Genomic DNA, 20,354 nt, shown 5'->3' with positions numbered 1-20,354 from the left:
GTCGCCGCCTTGCCAGAGAGACGCATGCAGCGGGACAAAACGCCGAACGAGGCGCCGGAAGGAGCCATATAAACTACTTAGACAGGTTGCTTCTGGCGCCTCGTCCGAGACAAGCATGAGACCGAACCGGAGGGAGTTGATCCCGACCGGCGGCGAAGCTTGGGTTTTTTGACAGTGATACATCACCCCTCACCCTGAGGTGCCCGACACCGTCGGGCCTCGAAGGACGAGGCCACCCCGCCACCCCTCATCCTGAAGTGCCGGGCAACGCCCGGCCTCGAAGCACGAGGCCACCAGTGCAGGATGCTTCGAGGCCCTCGCCATGCGAGGGCACCTCAGCATGAGGCGCCTGCGGGTGCCGATCTGCCCATCCAAGGCGGCGGTCCTTCGGCGCCAAACGTCACAGCGCCCCCGCGCGCCTCACCTGCAGGCGCTGCGGCATCGCCGCCGCGGCGGGCTGCTTCCCGCGCAGCATCAGTTCGAAATCGTCGCGTGCAACGGGGCGGCCGAAGAGCCAGCCCTGGAAGAGGTGGCAACCGATCTCGCGCAGAATGGCGTGTTGCGCCGGCGTTTCCACGCCCTCGGCGACAACCTGCAGGTCGAGATCGCGGGCAATCGAGACGATGGAGCGGACCAGCGCTGTAGCCCGGTCGCTGTCGGCGAGGCCGGCGACGAAGCTGCGGTCGATCTTCAGCTCGTTGACCGGCAGGCGGCGCAGATAGGCAAGGGATGAATACCCCGTGCCGAAATCGTCGAGCGAGACGGCGACGCCGTCGCGTTTGAGGATCTCCATCTTTTCGGCCACCGGTTCGAGGCCGGAGAGCAGCACGCTTTCGGTCAGTTCGAGGCGCAGCCGCGCGGGGGCGATGGCGTGGGTTGCGAGCAGCTGGCGGATCGTGGCGGTGAAGTCGCTTTCGTTGAACTGGCTGGCGCTGACATTGACCGAGAGGGTGAGCCGGGCAAGTGCCGGATCGGCCTGCCAGCGGGCAAGCGTGCGACCGGCCTCATCGAGCACCCAGGCGCCAAGCACCGGCATGATGCCCATTTCCTCGGCCAGGGGCACGAATTCTGCGGGCGATACGGCGCCGCGCGTCGGGTGCTGCCAGCGCAGCAGCGCTTCGGCGCCGGTCACCCGACCGTCGCGGTCGACCTGCGGTTGATAGGCCAGAGACAGTTCGCCCCGGCGCATGGCGCCCAGCAGTTCGCGGGCGAGGCCGCGCGGCGCGGAGAGGCGGCGCTGCAGGGCGTAGATGGCGGCCGTGAACAGGATGGCGGCAAGCGCCGGATTGACCCAGACCCCGACGGCCCGCAACTCCTGCGGAATGGGATCGGCAAAGGGCGAGACGCTGTTGGAGGCGTGCAGGAAGACGAAGGTCGCCAAGCTCGCGGCGATCACGGACGCCTGGGCAAAGGTCGGCCGGCGCAGGTGGTTGATATAGCCCATCATCGCCAGCACGGGCAAAAACAGATGCGAGACGCGCGGATAATGCGGGTCGGGCACATCGAAGAGCAGGCAAAAGCCGAGGATGAACACCAGGAAGGAGATCTGGGCGATCAGCAGGAAAAGGTCGAGTTTGCCGGCGGTGACGAGGGCAAAGCAGAGGATGGCGACGACGGCCGGAAACAACTCGGCGAGGGCCATCAGCTTGTGGCCATGCAGCGCGAAGATCACCGACCACAACGTGGCGAAAAAGGCGATAGCCAGCGTCATCGCCTGATAGGCGACGATCACGCGTCTTTGTCGCCTGTCGGTGCTGCCGTCCGTCTCCATCTGTCTTCCATTCACCTTGCAAGCGCTTTGAATCGCAAATTCCATCCGCGATTGTCCGGCTTTCGTGACCTTCCCTGTATCACGATGAGCTTAAGGAATGGCTGTGCCCGATGATTAACAGCGGGTTTCGGCGTGCGGACGTTTCGGCATGGAGGCGTCTGGGTGCGGGGTGTGCGGGGTGCGGGGGCAGAACGAATGCGGGCGGCCGCGGCTCTTGCCGTCGACCGCCCGATCCGGACCGTCAGGTCCTTCCTCCCCCCGGAGAACTCTCAGCCCGCCTTGGCGACTTTCATGACTTCAGGGTCGTAAACCCGGCCGAAGCGATTGGCAAGAAAGGAAGGAAGATCGATCTCTTCCTGGCGAACGAAACCGGCCTGCGGCAGGGTGCCATCGGCGAGCAGATCAAGCACGGTGCAGATGCCGGCGGCCGTGGTGATCTGGATGGCGCTCATCTTCTTGCCCGCGACGACGCCGGCATAGACCTTGTTGGCATAGGTTTCCTGCAGGTAGCGGCCTTCCTTCCAGCCGCAGACGGTGACGAAGACGACGACCACGTCCTGCATGGTGGCGGGCAGGGCGTTTTCGAAGAGGTCTTTCAGCACATCGCGGCGGTTCTTCAGGTTGAAGTCGTTGAGCAGCGCCTTGATGATCGCCTGGTGGCCGGGATAGCGGATGGTGCGGTAGTTCATCGTGCGCACCCGGCCTTCGAGCGTCTTCGCCAGTGTGCCGAGACCGCCCGAGGTGTTGAAGGCTTCGTAGGTGACGCCGTCGAGGGAGAATTCCTCGCGCTCTTCCATGGCTGGCACGACAGACAGCTTACCTTCGACGATCGCCTCGCAGGGTTCGATATATTCGTTGATCAGGCCGTCGGTCGACCAGGTGAGGTTGTAGTTCAGCGCATTCGACGGATATTGCGGCAGGGCGCCGACGCGCATGCGGACCGTATCCAGCGTGTCGAAATGCTTGGTCAGATCATGAGCGACGATCGAGATGAAACCGGGAGCGAGGCCGCATTGCGGGATGAAGGCTGAAGCGGCGCCGCGGGCCAGTTCCTCGACCTTGCGGGTGGTTGCGACGTCCTCGGTCAGGTCGAGATAGTGGGTGCCGGTGCGGGCGGCGCTTTCGGCGATCGCGCCGGTCAGGTGGAAGGGGGCGGCCGAGAGCACGGCAAACTGGCCGGACAAGGCGGCGTCGAGGGCCGCGGCGTCGGAAATGTCGAGTTCCCTTGCGGAAACCGCCGGATGGCTGTCGAGCTTGGCCAGCTGTTCGGCGCTGCGGTCGGCGACGGTGACGGTGTAGTCGCCGGTTTCGGCCAGCATGCGGGCAATCGCGCCGCCGATCTTGCCGGCTCCGATGATGGTGACGTTCTTCATGGCTTTGCCCCTCGTTGGTCTCTGCGCGCCGGTGGCGCGCTTGCATTTGGTCAATCCAGTCTGCGGATCGGTTGCGCCGATTCCAAGTGACGGATTGATCGAAACGTCGTATCATTCTCGTCGAAGTGACGAGTTGGATCGGCGATATGCAGGTTTCGGACAAGGACAGGGCGCTTCTGGCGCTGCTTTCGGAAAATGCCCGCATGCCGGTGGCCGAACTGGCGCGGCGGCTGGATCTGTCGCGGTCGACGGTCCAGGCGCGGCTGGAGCGGCTGGAGGCGCAAGGGGTGATCGCCGGTTATGCGCTCAGGCTTTCCGACGCCTATCAGAGCGGGCTGATCCGGGCGCATGTGATGATCACGATCGCGCCCAAGGCGCTGAGCCAGGTGACATCGGAACTCAACGCCATCCGGGAGGTGACGGCGCTCTATTCGGTCAATGGACCCTATGACCTGATCGCCATTGTCGCGGCACCGTCCATTTCGGAGCTTGATCGCCTGATCGACCGGATTGGGGAATTGTCAGGGGTGGAGCGAACCCTGTCGTCGATCATCCTGTCGACGCGGATTGCACGTTGAAATTGCCTTAAGACGGCCGCCACGCCCTTCCTATTTAGAGAACCTTAAGCAACCATATGTTGATGTAGCATATCTGCATGGTCCGGGAGGTTGACGTGAGGGTGGCTGCATTTCTGCTTGCGACGTGTCTCTGGCCGACTGTTCCTCATGCTGCGCCAGCGGGCGAGACCAAGCCAGTCTTGCCGGCCTTTTCCGGAACGACGACCTGGGTCAACAGGCATGGTTCGATCATGGTGCTGGATCTCGGACAGGATGGCGAATTGCGCGGCTATTTCGTCAACAACGCACCGGGTAAGGGCTGTCGCGGGATCCCTTACGATCTGAGCGGGCATATGCTCGGGGAGGCGGTGGACTTTCATGTCAGGTGGCGCAACGGGGTTGCGGATTGCCTGACCGAGACCGAGTGGCACGGCCATATGCAGCCGTCGCGCAATGGCGGTCTGGAAATAGTCGCGAAATGGCAACGGCGCTCGACGCTCGCCCCGATCGGAGCGCGCAAGCCGATGCCGCAGACCGGTAGCGACCTCTTCACTCTGCAGGTCACAACCGGACTGCAGTCGCAAATAGAGATCGATTAGGTGAGGCGGGAATTACCTAAATAGCGCCTCACCGGTCAGTTGGCATTTAGGTCCTCCCTTGCCACCGGTTGGGCGGGTTATGCGCAGGTTTCAAATGGCAATACGATCCAGATCGTGACCCAATGGAACCTTGCCTATTTGGGCAGCAACGGTGCCGGCCAGATCCAGAGCGGGAAGAACCTCTTTACCTACCAGCCGCAGACCGTGCAGCAATCGCTTCTCGAGAAGTGAGAGCCGCGCGATTGAGATAAGGGCGGCGTTCACGCCGCCTTCAATTCTGCCTTTGCAAGGGCCCGCTCAAGCGCTGTGATGCACGCTTCATCGTTGTGACGGCCTGCGGCTTCCCAGAGGATCGCGAGCGCTTTTTCGACAGGCATCGCGGCACGGTAGGGACGGTCGGCGGTCAGGGCATCGAAAACATCGGCCGTGGCGACGATGCGGGTCTCGAAGGAGATCTGCTCGCCTTTCAGCCCACGCGGATAGCCGGAGCCATCGAGCTTTTCGTGGTGCGCGCCGCCGATCAGAGCGAGATCGGAGAAGGCTGCGATGCGTGACAGGATCGTCTCCGAATATTCGGCATGGCGCTTCATCTGCTCCCATTCCAAGCCTTCAAGACGGCCCGGCTTGTCGAGCACGCTGTTGGAGACGCCGAGCTTGCCGATATCGTGCAGCAGGGCCGCCCGCTTCAGCCGGCGGCGTTCGGCGGAGGCCATGCCGAGTTCCTCGGCGATGAGATCGGTGAAGAGGGCGACGCGGTCGCTGTGGCCCGAGGTGTAGGGGCTTTTGGCATCGATGACGCGGGCAAAGCCTGCAGCGATGTCGTCGAGGTAGTCCTCGTCGGCCATGATCGCCTGGCGCCCCGGCTCCAAGGCGAGCACATAACGCTCCAGACCGTCGGCTCCGAGTTCGGCAAAGAAGACCGGTGTCGCGAGCTTTTCGAAGACGTTCACCAGCTGCGGATCGAACCAGCTGCCGGCCCGTTTCCTCACTTCCGCGAGCGCTGCCTCGCCGCCCTCATGGACGAAGAAGACGTCGATGACCTGGGCCATCAGGGCGATGCGGGCAAAGAGATGGATCTGCTCGCCCTTCAACCCTTGCGGCTTGCCGCCGCCATCGACATGTTCGTCGAGATCGAGGATGCCTTTCGCGACGTCCTCCGAAAACCGCATCTGGCGGGCGATGTCCGCGCCGCGCTGGCAGCGGGTCTGGATGAGGCTGGTCGAGATCTCGCCGCCGTTCTTGAAGATGTTGAGGATACCGCGAAAGCGTTCGGCAAGGCCCGCCTCCATCCCGGTATGCGACAGCACGAATTTCAGGATCTGCGGGAAGGAGCCGTCGATCCGTTTGAAGTCGCGTTTGAACTTCAGGTCGTCGGCCAGATAGAGCTCGCAGATACGGGCGGCATTCGACGAGCAGCCGAGATCCTTGAGGAGCAGCGTGTAATAGAGATCGCGCAGGGCCTCCTCGGACAGACCGAGCGCCTTGCCGATGCGCGTGCCGATGAAGCAGCAGCGGACGCAATGGCCGGCAGGCTGGCCTTCGGTCATGTCGAGCGCATGGCTGAGGGCCTCGATCAGTTCGGCAAGTCGGATGGTTTCAGTCATGGCATCTCCTGCTGCGGGAGAGGCTAATGCGCTAATATTAAGAACGCGTGTTGAATGCGCGTCCGCCAGCCCGGTCGTCAACCTCCTGTTCATCGCTTCCGTGCTTGTCTTTTTCCCGCATTGTCTTAAGCCATGAGACGCACTATGTGCGGATGAGCCAAACCAACGAGGACTGTCCCCTGTGATGAACGAAGACGAAGACGACAAGAGCAAGGAACTGCCGATCGGCAAGGAAACGGAAGCGAACCTCTTCAAGTCGCGTTCGATCTTCATCTATGGCGGGATCACGATGGAGCTGGCGCAGAAGGTCTGCACGCAGCTCGTCGCGCTCGCAGCCGCCTCCGACGAGGACATCCGCGTTTTCGTCTGCTCGCCGGGCGGCCATGTGGAAGCCGGTGACGCGATCCACGACATGATCAAGTTCATCAAGCCGAAGGTCTGGATCATCGCGACCGGCTGGGCCGCTTCTGCCGGCTCGCTGATTTTCGTCGCCGTTCCGAAGGAACGCCGTCTGGCTCTGCCGAACACCCGCTTCCTGATGCACCAGCCGTCCGGCGGCACGCGCGGCATGGCCTCCGATATCGAGATCCAGGCCCGCGAGATCATCAAGATGAACGAGCGCCTGATCAAGATCTATGCGAAGGCCACCGGCCAGAGCCAGGAAAAGATTGCCAAGGACATCGACCGCGACTACTGGCTGTCGGCCGAAGATGCCGTCACCTATGGCCTGGTCGGCCGGATCATCGAAAGCCATGCCGACATCGGCTGATTGGCTTTCCTTGGCACAGAGTTTTGAGACCCGTCGGAGCGATCCGGCGGGTTCTTTGTATCCGAGGCGGGAGATTGATACCGATCTGCGCCGGTGCTAACCTGAAGGCGTCGAAAAGAGGCTTAGCCCGTCCGGTCGCCGGGCACCGCTGATGCGGGCCATGTTTTGATGAACCCACGGCACTTGAACCCGAAACCATCGGGCAGGTGTCGCGCATGTGCGCTCTCTGCCCGCAGCCACGGAGAGCCTACCATGTCTTCTTCCTTCAAATTCGGCGTCTTGACGGCCCTGATCATGTCGTTTGCAATGTCATTGTTCTTTTCCGGCCTGTTCACCTTCCTTGCCCTGGGAGGCGCGCCGGACTTTCTGTCTGCCTGGGCAGGGAGCTTTGCAATCGGCTGGCCGCTCGGTTTTGTGCTGGCGATGCTGATCGGCAAACCGGTGCGGGCCATCGCGCAGAGATTGGCGGGGCTTCCCGCACCGGTGTGACCCAGGTCATAAAAAAAAGCGATCCGCGGGCAACCGGGGATCGCGTTTTTGAAGGGCGCGACCCTGATCGGGTCGCTCAGGATCACATGCCAGAATAACAGGCCGTGGGATCAGATAAGCGGGCAGCCGCGACGATTGGCAAAGCGGATGCGCTCGGGGCCACGACGGGTGAAGCCTTCAACGGTCACGCTGCGATCGGTGATGCGGACCACCTGCGGACGGCGCAGGCCTTCGTCCAAAGCGGCTTCGCGGGCTTCACGGGCACTGCAGCCGCGATCACGCTCGCGCTCGCGGATCACCGGGCGGATGCCGTTCGGTCCGATGCGCAGCTCGACATCCTGAGCCGAGGCGGGCGCGACGAAAGCGGCGCTGGTGACGAGCATCGCCAGGGCGAGGGTGGATTTCATGATGGACATGGGTGGTCTCCTCAGTTCTGTCGCACAGAAATGCGGTGGAGACGCAAAGGTTCCGACGCGGCGCGACCCTGAAGGCCGGCTTCAGAAACCGCATGAGGCGCTTGGGAGAGCACTCAAGCGCGACACAGTGCTCGCTCAAGCACCGTGAAGACCCGCGGATCGGCGCATTGGGCCGCATTGAACCGCATCATTGATGGGGCGTTCTGGGAGACAGAGAAGACATTGCCGGGGGCGAGTACGACGCCGTCGGCAAGTGCTAGGCGCGCGACGTCCGTGGCGTCATGGCCTTCTGGCAGGCTGCACCAGAGAAACAGGCCGCCGCGCGGCTCGATAAAGGGGGCGATGCCGAGGCGGGCGAGGCGCCTGCGGGTTTCGCCCATGGCAGCGGCGAGCCTGCTGCGCATGGCCTGGAGATGGCGGCGGTAGCTTCCATCCTTCAGCACCGAGAGGACCAGTTCGGCCGCCAGTGCCGGTCCGGCGAAGGAGGAGGCGATCTTCAGATCCGTCAGGCCGTCGATCCAGTCCGGTCGCGCCGCGATATAGCCGATGCGCGTGGCGGCGGAAAGCGTCTTGGAAAAACTGCCGACATGGATGACGCGTTGCAGACCGTCGAGGGCGGCGAGGCGGGGTGCGGGCTGCTGCTCGAAATCGCAGAAGATGTCGTCCTCGACGATGGTGAGATCGGCCGCCTCGGCAATCTTCATCAGCCGGTGGGCGGTTGCGGCCGAAAGTGTGGCGCCCGTCGGGTTGTGAAACGCGGAATTGGTCACATAGAGGCGTGGGCGATGGGTGGCGACGGCCTCGGCAAAGGCGTCGAGATCCGGACCCGACGGCGTGAAGGGGATGCCGACGATCTTTGCCCTGTGGGCGCGCAACAGAGCGAGGAAATTGAAGTAGCAGGGATCATCGACCAGGACGCAATCGCCGGGCTCCAGCAGGAAGCGGCAAACGAGATCGATCGCCTGGGTGCCGCTTTCGACGAGAAGGACCTGGGACGGGCTGGCCTCGATGCCGGTTTCGGCCATGCGGCGGGTCAGATGCTGGCGAAGCGGCAGCAGGCCGAGCGGCGTGCCGTAATCGGTGAGGCTGGTGGCCCCGGTGCGCGCTAGGCTGCGCAGCGCCCGGCGCAGATCCTGTTCCGGCATCCAGTCGGGCGGCATCCAGCCGCATCCGGGCTTCAGGCTCTCGGCCGGTGCCTCCAGGGACTGGCGGGTGACCCAGAAGGGGTCCACGGCACGGTCGAGACGAGGGCCAAGATCGGCCAGCACCAGCGGCGCCGGAGACGAGAGCACGTAGAAGCCGGAACCGGGCCGGGCCTGGATAACGCAGTCTGCCGCGAGACGCTCATAGGCCTCGACCATGGTGGAGGGCGAGACGTCGAAGAGGTCGGCCCCCTTGCGGATCGAGGGGAGTTTTGCGCCGGGCCCGAGGCTGCGCGTGGCGATGCGGGCGCGGATCGCGGCGATCACATGAGCGGTGCGGCCGGCATTGGTTGCCTCTGCTGCGGCAGGGGCTTCAACGGGGAGGACGTTCATCTGTATGGCTCTCGTTATCAATACAGTTTGGTGAAAGTGTATCGATCCGTGTCTGCCAAGTCGAGTGGCCAGTCGCTAGGGTCCGACCGGCGCCCGCCTGGCAAGCGGCAGGCGCGACAGTTGAGGACAAGGAAGATACGGGCATGGACAAGGTGATGGCGGGCAAGGGCACGCTCGACAGGACGACGCTTAATACGACGACGCGGGGATTTTTGAACGGGGCGCTGGGCATGCTGATCTTCTCGGCGTCGCTGCCGGCGACGCGGGTCGCCGTGCAGGGTTTCGACCCCGTCTTCCTGACCGCAGCGCGGGCGGCGATCGCCGGGCTTCTGGCACTCGCCGTGCTGTTGGCGCTGAAGACCCGGCGGCCGGGGCGGGGGGACGTGTTGTCCCTGGTCGTCATTGCGCTCGGGGTCGTGGTCGGCTTTCCGCTTTTGACGGCGCTGGCGCTGCAGCACATCACGTCTGCGCAGTCGCTGGTGTTCATCGGGCTTTTGCCGCTGTCGACCGCCGTCTTCGGCGTGTTGCGCGGGTCGGAACGACCGAAGCCGGTGTTCTGGGTGTTTTCACTGCTCGGCAGTCTCGTGGTCGTCGGTTTTGCGGTGACGAATGGCGGGCCGGCTTCGCTGACCGGGGATGTCCTGATGATTGCGGCCATCCTGGTCTGCGGGCTGGGTTATGCCGAGGGCGGGCGGCTGACGCGGCAGATGGGCGGTTTTGCCGTGATCGCCTCGGCGCTGGTGCTGGCGCTGCCGGTGATGCTGGTGCTGACATGGGTGCTGCGGCCGGACACGGTGGCGGATGTGACGACCGGGCAGTGGCTGGGGCTTGCCTATGTCTCGCTGTTTTCCATGCTGATCGGCTTCGTCTTCTGGTATCGCGGCCTGGCACTGGGCGGGATTGCAGCCGTCGGTCAGTTGCAACTGTTGCAGCCGTTTTTCGGCCTGGCGCTGGCGGCCCTTCTGCTCGGCGAGCAGGTGAGCTGGGGCATGGGGCTGGCGACGCTGGCGGTGGTCGCCTGTGTGGCGGGAGCGCGGCGTTAAGGGCGGTGAGGCTGCCGCAAGGTGGGTTTCGCTGGATACCCTGACCGGGACGAGGCGGCTGCGGATTAAGGTTAATCAAGCGTTTAACTTGACCCGCTGATGCCGGGCATGCGCAAGCTCGGCTTCATATTCGCCACGCGAGACATGCGCCATGCAGACCAAGAGGCTCGACGGGCTGGACATCGCCAAAGGCATCGCCATTCTCTTGGTGGTCTATGGCCATGTGATGCGTGGCTTGCAGGTGGCCGGGCTCGTCTCCTTCGACGGCGTCTGGGGGTATGTCGACTACCTCGTCTATACCGTGCATATGCCGGTCTTCTTCGTGGTTTCCGGCTTTCTCTACGAGGCCGGGCGGCAAAGGGCGCAGGGCGCGCGCGACGCCGGTCTCCGGGAGACGGCGTCCGATGGTGCAGGGCGGTCGTTCTGGAAGCCGAAGCTCGTGACCCTGGCCTGGCCCTATGTTCTCTGGTCGACGGTGCATCTTGCCGCCCAGGCGATCATGAGCGGGTCGGGCATGGTCAATCACGAGGCGAGCCTTGGCCGCCTCGCCTCGATCGGCTGGGATCCGGTCTCGCCCTTCTGGTTTCTCTACGCGCTGTTCATGGCCTTTGCCGCGAGCTACCTGTTGCAGAGGTTTTCGGCGCGGGTGGTGGCGCTTCTCGCCTTCCTGCTGATGCTGGTCGTGCATCCGCTGCCATTGCCGGCGGTGATTGGCGATCTCGCCTTTGGGCTGGTCTATTTCTCGCTCGGCCGATTGGTCTTTGCCGAGCGGCTGGCCGGGCCGCTGCGCTCGGCCGTGACGCTCGGGCTGGCGACCGCCGGCTTCGTGCTCTCGGCCAGCATTGCCTATCGCTATGCGCTCGATGTGCGGCTTGCGACAGTGGGCACGCTGTGCGGGCTCGTCGCCTTCTTCATGCTGTCGACGCTTCTTGCCCATTCGCCGCTGCGCCGGCCGCTCGTCATTCTCGGGCGCTGCACCATGGGCATTTACGTCATGCATATCCTGGTCATCGCGACCTTTCGGGCGGTCGGGCTGAAGCTGCTGCATCTTGACCTGACGGCTGTGATCCTCGGCTGCATCGCATTCGCCGTCGTGGTGCCGCTCACTGCGCAGGTGATCGCAAACCGGATCGGCATTGCCCGTTTCCTCGGGTTGCAGACGAAGCTCGATGATGTGTTGTGGCGCAGGCGGCCGGGCGCGATCGCGGGGGAATGAGCCGAATTCAGGTCGGCTTCAGCGCCATTCGTGCAGCTTTGTGCCCATGAGCGGCCGGGTGGTGACGAGCGGCAGGGTGCCTGTGGCGCTTTCGGCATAGGCCAGCGCATCGGCGTCGTCATTGAAGCCGATGAAGATCATTGAGAGTGCCTTTGCCTTCGGCGCACCCTTCTTGCGATAGGAAAATTTGACCGCGCAATGGGGATAGGCTTCATCGAGCACGGCGCCTTCGGGAAGGGCATCCGACAGCGCCAGATGGGCCTTCAGACCGAGGAACCGGTCGATGGCGGCAAAGGCGGTGGCCTGCGGCAACTGCTTGTTCTCCGTTGCCTTGGGCGCGCGGCCCCAGAACAGGCTGTCGACCAGTCCCTTGGCCCGCTTCGATTTCAACACCACCAGCCCGCCGGCTGCGACGAGTTCCAGATGGGCATCCCAGGTCTGGAAGAGGTCAGGGGTTTCCAGAAGCTCGGCGAGGAGCGGTCGGAGGGCGGCGGTGAGGTCGGTGTAAAGGGCAGGGGGCATCGGGTCTCGGGCTCATGTGGAGGCGTGCGGGCCTCCTAGCATGGCGGGGGCGGGGTGGATAGCGCCAAGGGATCGCCGGGAGGGGGGAGGGCTCCATGTTTCAGGGCGCCATCAGGCCCGCTTGGCTGTGGGGGTGGCGGGTTCCAGCCTTTCGCGCAACCGGGCAAGTGACATGGGTTTGCCGATCAGATAACCCTGCAGCAGTTCGCAGCCGGCTTCGCGGGCGAAACGGGCCTGGGCGTCCGTCTCGATGCCTTCGGCGGTGACGGGAATGTCGAGGGCGGCGGCGAGCTGGATGGTGGCTTTCAGGATTGCATCATTGCCGCCTGAGATCAGGGATCGGTCGATCTTGACCTTGTCGAAGCCGAATTGGCGCAGCGTGCCGATGCTGGCATGGCCGGTGCCGAAATCATCCATGGCGAAACGCGCGCCGATGGCATGCAGCGCGGTGATCGAACGCCGCGCCCGGTCGGGCTTGGAGATGAACACGCCTTCCGTCACCTCGAGAATGAGGCGGCGGGGATCGAAGGCCAGCCGCGACAGAAGATCCTTCATCTCGTCGGCGAAATTCGGATTGCACAGTTGCAGGGGCGATACGTTGAGCGACAGGTCGATGTGCGGCCAGTCGGTGACCGCGCGCATGGCGGTCTCGAAGACCTTTTGCGACAGCTGGTCGATGAGGCCGGATCGTTCGGCGAGCGGAATGAAGATATCCGGGCTGACCGGGCCGGTCGGCGGCATCCATCGGGCCAGCGCCTCGACGCCCAGTATCGCGCCGGAGACGGACGATGTCAGCGGCTGGAAGACCACTTCGATCTCGTCATTGGCGATGGCTGCCTTCAGGCGCTGTTCGGCCAAGGCGAGGTTCTCCCGCTCGAGATCGAGTTCGGCGCTGTAGGCTGCCGTCTGCCCGCGACCGCTTTCCTTGGCGTGATAGAGCGTGACATCGGCGCGGCGGACGACTTCGAGCGGGGTCGTCTCGGCCGGCAGGCTGGTGAAGCCGACACTGGCGCCGACCTCGACGGTGCGTCCGTCGATGGCGAAAGGCTGCTTCAGCAGATGCACGATGCGGGCGCCGACCCTGTTCGCATCGACATCGTCGGGATGGATCAGGGCGAATTCGTCGCCGCCCATGCGGGCGATCGCAGAGACCCTGTCATCCACCGTTTCAAGCGTTTCGCCGACCATGCGGATGAGCTTGTCGCCCACGGCATGGCCCCAGGCGTCGTTGACGGCCTTGAAACCGTCGAGATCGATGAGGTGGACGATGCTGCCTGCGGGCGCGCCTGAAATGGCATGAATGAAGCCGGCACGGTTGAGCAGGCCCGTCAGATGGTCGTGGGTGGCATCGCGCGTGGCTTCGGCCGCACGCGCGCTTTCGCGGCGCAGTTCCGAGCGCGAATGATCGATCACCAGGAACACGAAAATGGCAAACAGAACGGCCAGGGTGATCAGTTGCGGGAAAACCCGCTCATAGATCGCCGTGCCGGGATCGAGTTTCGGCCAGGTGAGATAGGCGAGCGGCTGGCCGTTCGTGTCGATGATCGGATAATCGAGCTGGCCGGGTATCCGGTCCTTGTGGATCGAAAGCCCCTTCACCTGAAAATCGTCGGCGATGCCGGCGATGTAATCCGGGGTGAGACCCTTGAAGTAGGTCAGGGTGTAGAATGGGGTCTGAGCCTTGCCATAATAGGGCTGGATGGCCAGCGTGCTGACCATCGTGATCTGGCCGGACAGTAAAAAGAAACCGACACGGGCATTGGTCGAGGGCGTTTTGGCGGCATCGAGCGACTGACGGACAAGATTCGGCCCGAAGGCCGTCAGCGCGTCGAAGGTCATGCCCTTCACATAGGCCGACACCTTCCGCCCGTCAGGGTCGAGCACCACGACGCCGTCGTAAAGCGGGTAGTCCTCACTGGTCGTGCCCCAGTTTTCGTGGATCCAGGTCTGGGTGTCGGGCGAGCCGATCGCCTTATAGGCATCGTCCCAGATGGCATTGTCGCGGGTGGTGACCGCCATGCGTTTCTTGATCGACGAGACGGCGGAGGCCACGGCATCCAGCGAGCGTTTTTCATCGATGCCGTTGGCGGCATCCCGCATGGTGACGACGACATGGGCCGACAAAGCCGCGATCGAGGCCAGGATCGCCAGCACACTGATGGCCGCCAACACGACCTGCCGCGCCTGACGGGGCGACCGAATTTCCACTGCCATCGGGACAACCAGAGTTTTGGGTGGCCATTGCATATCCGCAAGGACGGCAGGTGACATCATGTCCGCAAAGAGCGCTGCAGGGATTGGTTTATCAGGAAATGCTTTCGGAATGGTGTTGATGGGGGCTGCGGGTTTTTGGGTTGGTGGTGCGTCGGCTGAGCGGTTCCCTGGAGCCAGGACGCCGTGGCTGATCGCGATGTACCTGCAGCTTTTGGACGTGCTTCGGGTAGGTTGCGACTGTAACTTCTCGATCTGCCTGCGCCTTCCGCCGTCAATCGAAGAAATTGTGCAAGATGATGAAATCAAAAGCATTTTTTGCGGCTCTTGCTGGAGCAACAGTCTTGCAAGCAGACCCGCTTTGGGCCGTGGATATCACGACGCCAACGACCATTTATACGGGAACTGAATATGGCAGCAATTATATCTTCTTGAACAGCTCGCTCAGGTTCGGAACTGTCGACACGGAAGCCACGCTTACCGGCACGCTTGTCTTTGACCGCGGCGGCGTTGGTAGGCTTTCGGCCACGACCTCGTCAATCTTGAACGTTCCATCTGTCAGCCTGGGTCTGGGATACGATCTTACCTTAGGATCTGCTGTCGACCAGGGGACGCTGGTCTTTGAAAATGCAACGTTCAACGGCGGGTCTCCGCCTTTTCCGCCGCGCTCAAGCATGACGGTTGCCGGTGGAACAGTCATTTTCAAGGATTCTTTGCGTGTTGTTGCGCCGTTCGGTGCAGTCCAGATCGATTCAGGAGCAAGTGTAGTCCTTGGGCCATCCGGTGTACTTTTTCATTCCGTCAGCAACTTGACTGGCGCTGGTATTCTCGATGGCAGCGGGAGGTCCATGACCCTCAATGGCGCATCGTTCGATGGAGAAATTCGTAATGTCGACGTTTTGACTATCAACAACTATGGCTCTACTACGGCTGCGTCGCTCGGCGGGATATTAACCAATGTGAACCGGTTGCAGGTCACGGACGGTTCTTTTTTTAACCTGGAGCAAACGCAGATTGTCGACACAATCGCTGCCTCAATTGCGAACCTTTCTTCTATTTCCGTGGGGGCCGGAGCTGAGCTGCAGTTTGGTGTGACTGACCTGACGCTGCGAAATCTTACAGGGTCAGGTACCATCCGAGGCGTTGGAGACATTACAATCGATGGCGGCACGTTTGACGGGGCCTTTGAAACCGCAAACGATCTGATTTTTACCGGAACATCTACCTGGGGCGGAAGCTTGGTTTCTGCCGCAGGCGTGATTGTGGCGGATGGGGCCAGGCTTACTGTTAACAGCAGCTCGGTATTCAACGGCGGCGTACCTGTCGAGATTGACGGGTTCTTCGGCGCAAATAGCGACGTGCGCTTCGGCGTGCTGAGTGGCGATGGCGCGATTGTGACACGCGCGGATCTGACAGTTGGGGCCGGCGGGGCAAGCAGTCAATTCGATGGCTCTGTCTATTCTTCCTTTGGCGGGGAACTGATCAAGGCAGGTGGAGGGACGCTCACTTTCGGACAAACATCATCCATTTGGGGCAATGCAAGGATTGATGACGGTTCCCTCGTTATCCAGACATCTAATGCCAACGGCGACATTGAGAACAACGCCTCAGTCGTTTTCGACCTCGGTTCGCGGGACGACACGTATTCCGGAACGCTCTCGGGGAGCGGCGTGTTTACCAAACTTGGCAATGGTTTGCTTACGTTGTCAGGGACCAACGCGTTTTCCGGAACTTTCGAAGTGTTCGGGGGAGGGTTGCTGACCGATGCGCTTGGACTTCAAGGCGATGTGGTCAACATTGCCTTGGTTACATTCAATGAACTCTCCTCCGGTACCTATGCCTCCGACATGTCCGGAAGCGGTGGTCTGGTGAAAACTGGTGCCGGACGCCTCAACTGGACTGGTGTCGGGACCTTTACCGGCGGGACAGAGGTGCAGGAGGGGCTGCTTTCGGTCAACGGCAGCCTTGGCGGTCCGGTCACGATCCATGATGGGGCAAGGCTCGGAGGCGCCGGCATTGTCGGGTCTTTTGATGCGCTCGACGGTGCGACAATCGCGCCGGGAAATTCCATTGGAACTCTCAATATCGTCGGCAATGCCACTTTTGCTGCAGGCTCAGTTTATGATGTGGAGGTGGATGGCCTCGGTCATGCCGACATGATGGATGTCGGCGGCGTGCTCACGGTCTCAAGCGGCGCCAGCGTCCTGGTGGGTCCGGAGAATGGGGTGGATACAGGTATTGATTATGCCTCACCCATCACCTATCGAATTGCCACGGCATCCGGCGGCGTCAATGGTACCTTTGGTTCGGTCAGCGATAGCTTCGCCTTCCTAGACTCCGCTCTTTCCTATGACGCGAACAATATCTACCTGACGCTGACGCGACTGTCATTCAGCGATTCAGCCGGCACGCCGAACGAGCAGGAGGTGGGCTCAGCGTTGGACAGCCTTCCGAACGGGCCGGTCACGGACGCGTTGCTGGGGGTGACGGATGCGGAGCGCAGTCGTGCCTTGCGCGCGCTTTCGGGCGAGATCCACGCGTCGATTGGCCAGGGGTTGATAGACAGCGGTGCAGCACAGCGCGACAGCGTGTTGCAAACACTCGCCGATCCTGGGCGCGGGCGGTTCTGGACCGTGGCCCATGGTACGTCAAATCGCTGGCGGACCGACGAGGTGGCCAGCGGCGGGAGCCTTCAGGGCGGGGGCGTTACCTTCGGCGGGGATCTTTATCAGAGCGGCAGTATGACACTCGGCATTCTCGCGGGATATGATCATCTGTCGATGGACCTTTCGGAGGCGCCCGCTGAGGCGGATGTCGAAAGCGTATATCTCGGCGCCTATGGCGCCTTGCAGGCCAACAACATGGCTCTGCGGTTCGGTGGCGTCTACGCGAGACACGAGATCGACACGAACCGCAGTGTCAGCTTCTCGTCGCTCGCCGAGCGCCTGGTCGCCAACTATAGTGGCGACACCCTCCAGGCCTTCGGGGAACTGTCCACCGAAATTGCGCGCAACGATATCGCGGTGCAGCCTTTCGTGGGCGCTGCGGTGATCTACGGGCGCCAAAACGCTTTTTCGGAAACCGGCGGGTTTGCAGCCTTAAGCGGGCAGGCGGATGAGGATCTTCTAGCCCAAACCTCGCTCGGCATCCGCTTCGATCACAACCTGACTGTCGGCGAGCGGGCAATCCGCCTTTACGGTGCGTTGGGCTGGAACCAGATGCTCGGCGACGACCGCGCCAGCGCTACCCTGGCCTTTGATGGCGGCAGTGATTTCACGGTGCAGGGCAGTCAAAGCGCGCGTCATTCCGGCATGATTAAATTGGGACTTGCAACACAGATTGCCGAGGGTGCGACATTCGATATCAATTATAGTGCTCAGCTTGCGAGCGGTGACACTCGGCAGTCGGTGAAGGCCGGGTTACAAGTGGCCTTCTGAGCGGCCACGGCCTTAATCCCTTGCCGGTGAGCATGGTCTCGGATGTCACGTTTCGGCGCCTGATCGCTCTGCTTTGTCCTGCCCAGCTTTGTGCCAAGCATCTGCTGCGGCGTCACCGCCTTCGACCTCGCCGCCTGCCGCTGGCGGCAGTAGATCCTCGGGACTTCGCCCGAGGATGAGGACGGTTGGCTTCTGGGCCAACGGAAAACCCCGCCAGATCTCTCCGGCGGGGTCCGCATTTCCCTCAATCCTCAAGCGCTCAACCGCGCTCTCAGAACTCCACAGCCCGATCGCCATCCTCGTCCTGAATGCGGGTCGGCAGGCCGATCTTGTTCAGGAGGTTGATGAAGGGCTTGGGCGGCAGTTCTTCGACGTTGGCCATCTTCTTCACGTCCCATTCGCCCGTGGCGACCAGCATGGCGGCTGCAACCGGGGGGACGCCGGCGGTGTAGGAGATGCCCTGGCTTCCCACTTCGTTATAGGCTTCCTTGTGGTCGGCGACGTTGTAAATGAAAACGGTCTTTTCCTTGCCGTCCTTCAAACCCTTCACGTAGTCGCCGATGCAGGTCTTGCCTTCGTAGTTGGGGGCAAGCGATGCCGGATCGGGAAGGCAGGCCTTGACGACCTTCAGCGGTACCACTTCGGAGCCATCGGCCAGCTTGACCGGCTGTTCGGAGAGGAGGCCGATCGACTTCAGGACGGTGAAGACGTTGATGTAGTGATCGCCAAAGCCCATCCAGAAGCGCACGTCGGCGCCGTCCATGTTCTTGGCCAATGAGTGCACTTCGTCATGGCCGCAGAGATAGGCGCGGCGGGTGCCGACGACCGGCAGGTCGTAGTCCTTGCCAATCTCGAACATCTTGTTGACCTTCCATTCGCCGCCCTGCCAGGAATAGACGACGCCGGTGAATTCGCGGAAATTGATTTCCGGGTCGAAGTTGGTGGCGAAGTATTTGCCGTGGCTGCCGGCATTGATGTCGACGATGTCGACGTCGGTCACCTTGTCGAGATATTCGTCCTTGGCGAGCTTGGCATAGGCGTTGACCACGCCCGGATCGAAGCCGGCGCCGAGGATGGCGGTGATGCCCTTTTCAGCGCATTCTTCCGCCCGCTTCCACTCGTAGTTTCCGTACCACGGCGGGGTCTCGCAGATCTTGTTCGGCTCTTCATGGATCGCGGTGTCGATATAGGCGACACCGGTGTCCATGCAGGCGCGCAGCACCGACATGTTGAGGAAGGCGGTGCCGACATTGATGACGATTTGCGCACCGAGCTTCTTGATCAGGGCCTTGGTGGCTTCGATGTCGAGGGCGTCAAGGGCGTGCGCTTCGAGAACGCCTTCCTGCTTCATCGCCTTCTTCTCGTGCACGGAAGCGATGATGGCGTCGCACTTCGCCTTGGTGCGCGAAGCGATATGGATGTCGCCGAGCACGTCGTTGTTCTGGGCGCATTTATGCGCAACAACCTGGGCGACGCCGCCGGCGCCGATGATGAGCACGTTCTTCTTCATAATGGGACCAACTCCTATGTCCAATCGTCAGAACCTGTTCCTGAGGGAGTTCAGGACAGGCTTGTTTCGTAGTCCGTGTAGTCGAACTCACGGACCGTCCTGAGGCTGCCATCCAGTTCGCGGATGGCGATTGCCGGCATTTGCACGCCGTTAAACCAGTTTTTCTTGACCATCGTGTAGCCGGCGGTGTCCTGCAGCGAGATGCGGTCGCCGATGTTCAATTCCTGTTCGAAATTGAACTCGCCGAAGATATCGCCCGCGAGGCAGGACTTGCCGCAGACCTGGTACCGGTGCGGTCCCTGGTTGGGGTGGACCTTCGCGCTTTCCCGGTAGATCAGGAGATCGAGGAGATGCGCTTCGATGGATGAATCCACCACGACAAGATCCTTGCCGTTGTAAAGTCTGTCGAGCACGGTGACTTCGAGCGTGGTCGACTTGGTGATCGAGGCTTCGCCGGGCTCCAGATAGACCTGGACGCCGAACTCGCCGGAGAAGCGCTTCAGGCGCTCTGCGAATTTTTCCAGCGGATAGTTCTCGCCGGTGAAATGAATGCCGCCGCCGAGAGAGACCCATTCGGCCTTCTTCAGGAGGGGGCCGAATTTATGCTCGATGTCGCCGAGCATCTTGTCGAAGAGGTCGAAATCGCCGTTTTCGCAGTTGTTGTGGATCATGAAGCCGGAGATCAGCTCCATGACCGGCTCGACTTTTGCGAGATCCCACTCACCCAGCCGCGAGAAGGGGCGGGCGGGGTCGGCGAGATCGAAGCTCGAGGAGGAGACGCCGGGGTTCAGCCGAAGGCCGCGGATGATGCCGGAGGATTGCTTTTCGAAACGGGTCAGCTGGCCAATCGAATTGAAGATGATCTTGTCGGCGTGGGAGACGACCTCGTCGATCTCGTAGTCGGCATAGGCCACGGAATAGGCATGGGTTTCCTTGCCGAACCGCTCATGGCCGAGGCGGACTTCGTTGAGCGACGACGACGTCGTGCCGTCCATGTAGTCGCGCATGAAATCGAAGACCGACCAGGTGGCGAAACATTTGAGCGCCAGCAGCGCCTTGGCGCCGGAGAGTTCGCGCAATTTGGCGATCTTCTCCATGTTCTGGAGCAGTTTGGATTTGTCGATCAGATAATAAGGGGTCTGGATCAAGGCTCTATCCTTCGTGAACCCAGCCGTTGCCGGCGGAAGTGAACGGGACGCCCCGAATGCGTCGGAGGGGGTCCATAGGCAAAAGGGGGGTAAAAGGCAAGCACAAGCTCGGGGTTTCAGCAGATTGCGCCTGTTTGGCCCGAGAAGATGAAAC

General features: G+C 62.1%; 16 protein-coding genes. 7 read left to right on the top strand and 9 right to left on the bottom strand.

Annotated elements, in window-relative coordinates:
- Positions 1-400 precede the first annotated feature (400 nt).
- Complete coding sequence (locus DMY87_RS09215) at positions 401-1,771, bottom strand: putative bifunctional diguanylate cyclase/phosphodiesterase (RefSeq protein WP_165826184.1); 1,371 nt, start codon at positions 1,769-1,771, stop codon at positions 401-403.
- Positions 1,772-2,040: 269 nt separating this feature from the next.
- On the bottom strand, positions 2,041-3,144 hold the full coding sequence (locus DMY87_RS09210; RefSeq protein ID WP_110790969.1) for a saccharopine dehydrogenase family protein: 1,104 nt from the start codon (positions 3,142-3,144) through the stop codon (positions 2,041-2,043).
- A gap of 146 nt (positions 3,145-3,290) precedes the next feature.
- On the opposite strand from DMY87_RS09210, the gene DMY87_RS09205 reads away from it, so the two are divergent.
- Together DMY87_RS09205 and DMY87_RS09200 are read left to right on the top strand one after the other, a co-directional pair.
- Positions 3,291-3,722 (top strand): Lrp/AsnC family transcriptional regulator, encoded by a 432-nt coding sequence (locus DMY87_RS09205; RefSeq protein WP_110790968.1) that lies wholly within the window; start codon positions 3,291-3,293, stop codon positions 3,720-3,722.
- A gap of 101 nt (positions 3,723-3,823) precedes the next feature.
- Positions 3,824-4,300 (top strand): avidin/streptavidin family protein, encoded by a 477-nt coding sequence (locus DMY87_RS09200; RefSeq protein ID WP_165826183.1) that lies wholly within the window; start codon positions 3,824-3,826, stop codon positions 4,298-4,300.
- 260 nt (positions 4,301-4,560) lie between these two features.
- On the opposite strand, the gene DMY87_RS09190 is transcribed toward DMY87_RS09200, so the two are convergent.
- Positions 4,561-5,904: an HD-GYP domain-containing protein gene (locus tag DMY87_RS09190; protein WP_110790965.1), complete on the bottom strand. Its 1,344-nt coding sequence runs from the start codon at positions 5,902-5,904 to the stop codon at positions 4,561-4,563.
- Between the two features lie 184 nt (positions 5,905-6,088).
- On the opposite strand from DMY87_RS09190, the gene DMY87_RS09185 reads away from it, so the two are divergent.
- Together DMY87_RS09185 and DMY87_RS09180 are read left to right on the top strand one after the other, a co-directional pair.
- Positions 6,089-6,673 (top strand): ATP-dependent Clp protease proteolytic subunit, encoded by a 585-nt coding sequence (locus tag DMY87_RS09185; RefSeq protein ID WP_062279418.1) that lies wholly within the window; start codon positions 6,089-6,091, stop codon positions 6,671-6,673.
- A gap of 252 nt (positions 6,674-6,925) precedes the next feature.
- The gene (locus DMY87_RS09180; protein WP_165826182.1) at positions 6,926-7,162 is read left to right on the top strand and encodes a DUF2798 domain-containing protein; all 237 of its coding nucleotides are present in this window, start codon (positions 6,926-6,928) and stop codon (positions 7,160-7,162) included.
- 110 nt (positions 7,163-7,272) lie between these two features.
- Here DMY87_RS09180 and DMY87_RS09175 read toward each other — a convergent pair whose 3' ends face one another.
- Complete coding sequence (locus DMY87_RS09175) at positions 7,273-7,578, bottom strand: hypothetical protein (protein WP_110790963.1); 306 nt, start codon at positions 7,576-7,578, stop codon at positions 7,273-7,275.
- A 113-nt stretch (positions 7,579-7,691) separates the two neighbouring features.
- Positions 7,692-9,113 carry an aminotransferase-like domain-containing protein gene (locus tag DMY87_RS09170; protein ID WP_110790962.1) on the bottom strand — a complete coding sequence of 474 codons (1,422 nt, stop codon included), beginning with the start codon at positions 9,111-9,113 and terminating at the stop codon, positions 7,692-7,694.
- Between the two features lie 155 nt (positions 9,114-9,268).
- Between DMY87_RS09170 and DMY87_RS09165 the strand changes: the two genes are divergently transcribed.
- Positions 9,269-10,156: a DMT family transporter gene (locus DMY87_RS09165; protein WP_110791030.1), complete on the top strand. Its 888-nt coding sequence runs from the start codon at positions 9,269-9,271 to the stop codon at positions 10,154-10,156.
- A gap of 151 nt (positions 10,157-10,307) precedes the next feature.
- Positions 10,308-11,372: an acyltransferase family protein gene (locus DMY87_RS09160; RefSeq protein WP_110790961.1), complete on the top strand. Its 1,065-nt coding sequence runs from the start codon at positions 10,308-10,310 to the stop codon at positions 11,370-11,372.
- 18 nt (positions 11,373-11,390) lie between these two features.
- Here DMY87_RS09160 and DMY87_RS09155 read toward each other — a convergent pair whose 3' ends face one another.
- Positions 11,391-11,894 carry a hypothetical protein gene (locus DMY87_RS09155; protein ID WP_110790960.1) on the bottom strand — a complete coding sequence of 168 codons (504 nt, stop codon included), beginning with the start codon at positions 11,892-11,894 and terminating at the stop codon, positions 11,391-11,393.
- Positions 11,895-12,005: 111 nt separating this feature from the next.
- A complete protein-coding gene (locus DMY87_RS09150) occupies positions 12,006-14,108 on the bottom strand; it encodes a bifunctional diguanylate cyclase/phosphodiesterase (RefSeq protein WP_165826181.1) in 2,103 nt (700 codons plus the stop codon).
- Between the two features lie 293 nt (positions 14,109-14,401).
- Between DMY87_RS09150 and DMY87_RS24030 the strand changes: the two genes are divergently transcribed.
- Positions 14,402-17,542: an autotransporter outer membrane beta-barrel domain-containing protein gene (locus tag DMY87_RS24030; RefSeq protein WP_245408867.1), complete on the top strand. Its 3,141-nt coding sequence runs from the start codon at positions 14,402-14,404 to the stop codon at positions 17,540-17,542.
- 271 nt (positions 17,543-17,813) lie between these two features.
- Here the strand turns inward: DMY87_RS24030 and DMY87_RS09120 are convergent, their stop codons facing one another.
- Positions 17,814-19,052 carry a saccharopine dehydrogenase family protein gene (locus DMY87_RS09120; RefSeq protein ID WP_110790955.1) on the bottom strand — a complete coding sequence of 413 codons (1,239 nt, stop codon included), beginning with the start codon at positions 19,050-19,052 and terminating at the stop codon, positions 17,814-17,816.
- 50 nt (positions 19,053-19,102) lie between these two features.
- On the bottom strand, positions 19,103-20,200 hold the full coding sequence (locus DMY87_RS09115) for a carboxynorspermidine decarboxylase (protein ID WP_110790954.1): 1,098 nt from the start codon (positions 20,198-20,200) through the stop codon (positions 19,103-19,105).
- Positions 20,201-20,354 lie beyond the last annotated feature (154 nt).

The sequence above is a fragment of the Peteryoungia wuzhouensis genome (genome assembly GCF_003205195.1).
Lineage (GTDB): Bacteria > Pseudomonadota > Alphaproteobacteria > Rhizobiales > Rhizobiaceae > Allorhizobium > Allorhizobium wuzhouense.
This window is presented reverse-complemented; position numbering and strand designations above follow the sequence as displayed.

Excerpts from the sequence above, each read along its gene's own strand:
- DMY87_RS24030 (WP_245408867.1), top strand. The coding sequence starts at position 14,402 with ATGATGAAATCAAAAGCATTTTTTGCGGCTCTTGCTGGAGCAACAGTC.
- DMY87_RS09175 (WP_110790963.1), bottom strand. The coding sequence starts at position 7,578 with ATGTCCATCATGAAATCCACCCTCGCCCTGGCGATGCTCGTCACCAGC.
- DMY87_RS09120 (WP_110790955.1), bottom strand. The coding sequence starts at position 19,052 with ATGAAGAAGAACGTGCTCATCATCGGCGCCGGCGGCGTCGCCCAGGTT.
- DMY87_RS09215 (WP_165826184.1), bottom strand. The coding sequence starts at position 1,771 with ATGGAGACGGACGGCAGCACCGACAGGCGACAAAGACGCGTGATCGTC.
- DMY87_RS09210 (WP_110790969.1), bottom strand. The coding sequence starts at position 3,144 with ATGAAGAACGTCACCATCATCGGAGCCGGCAAGATCGGCGGCGCGATT.
- DMY87_RS09205 (WP_110790968.1), top strand. The coding sequence starts at position 3,291 with ATGCAGGTTTCGGACAAGGACAGGGCGCTTCTGGCGCTGCTTTCGGAA.
- DMY87_RS09180 (WP_165826182.1), top strand. The coding sequence starts at position 6,926 with ATGTCTTCTTCCTTCAAATTCGGCGTCTTGACGGCCCTGATCATGTCG.
- DMY87_RS09190 (WP_110790965.1), bottom strand. The coding sequence starts at position 5,904 with ATGACTGAAACCATCCGACTTGCCGAACTGATCGAGGCCCTCAGCCAT.
- DMY87_RS09150 (WP_165826181.1), bottom strand. The coding sequence starts at position 14,108 with ATGGCAGTGGAAATTCGGTCGCCCCGTCAGGCGCGGCAGGTCGTGTTG.
- DMY87_RS09170 (WP_110790962.1), bottom strand. The coding sequence starts at position 9,113 with ATGAACGTCCTCCCCGTTGAAGCCCCTGCCGCAGCAGAGGCAACCAAT.
- DMY87_RS09160 (WP_110790961.1), top strand. The coding sequence starts at position 10,308 with ATGCAGACCAAGAGGCTCGACGGGCTGGACATCGCCAAAGGCATCGCC.
- DMY87_RS09185 (WP_062279418.1), top strand. The coding sequence starts at position 6,089 with ATGAACGAAGACGAAGACGACAAGAGCAAGGAACTGCCGATCGGCAAG.
- DMY87_RS09155 (WP_110790960.1), bottom strand. The coding sequence starts at position 11,894 with ATGCCCCCTGCCCTTTACACCGACCTCACCGCCGCCCTCCGACCGCTC.
- DMY87_RS09165 (WP_110791030.1), top strand. The coding sequence starts at position 9,269 with ATGGCGGGCAAGGGCACGCTCGACAGGACGACGCTTAATACGACGACG.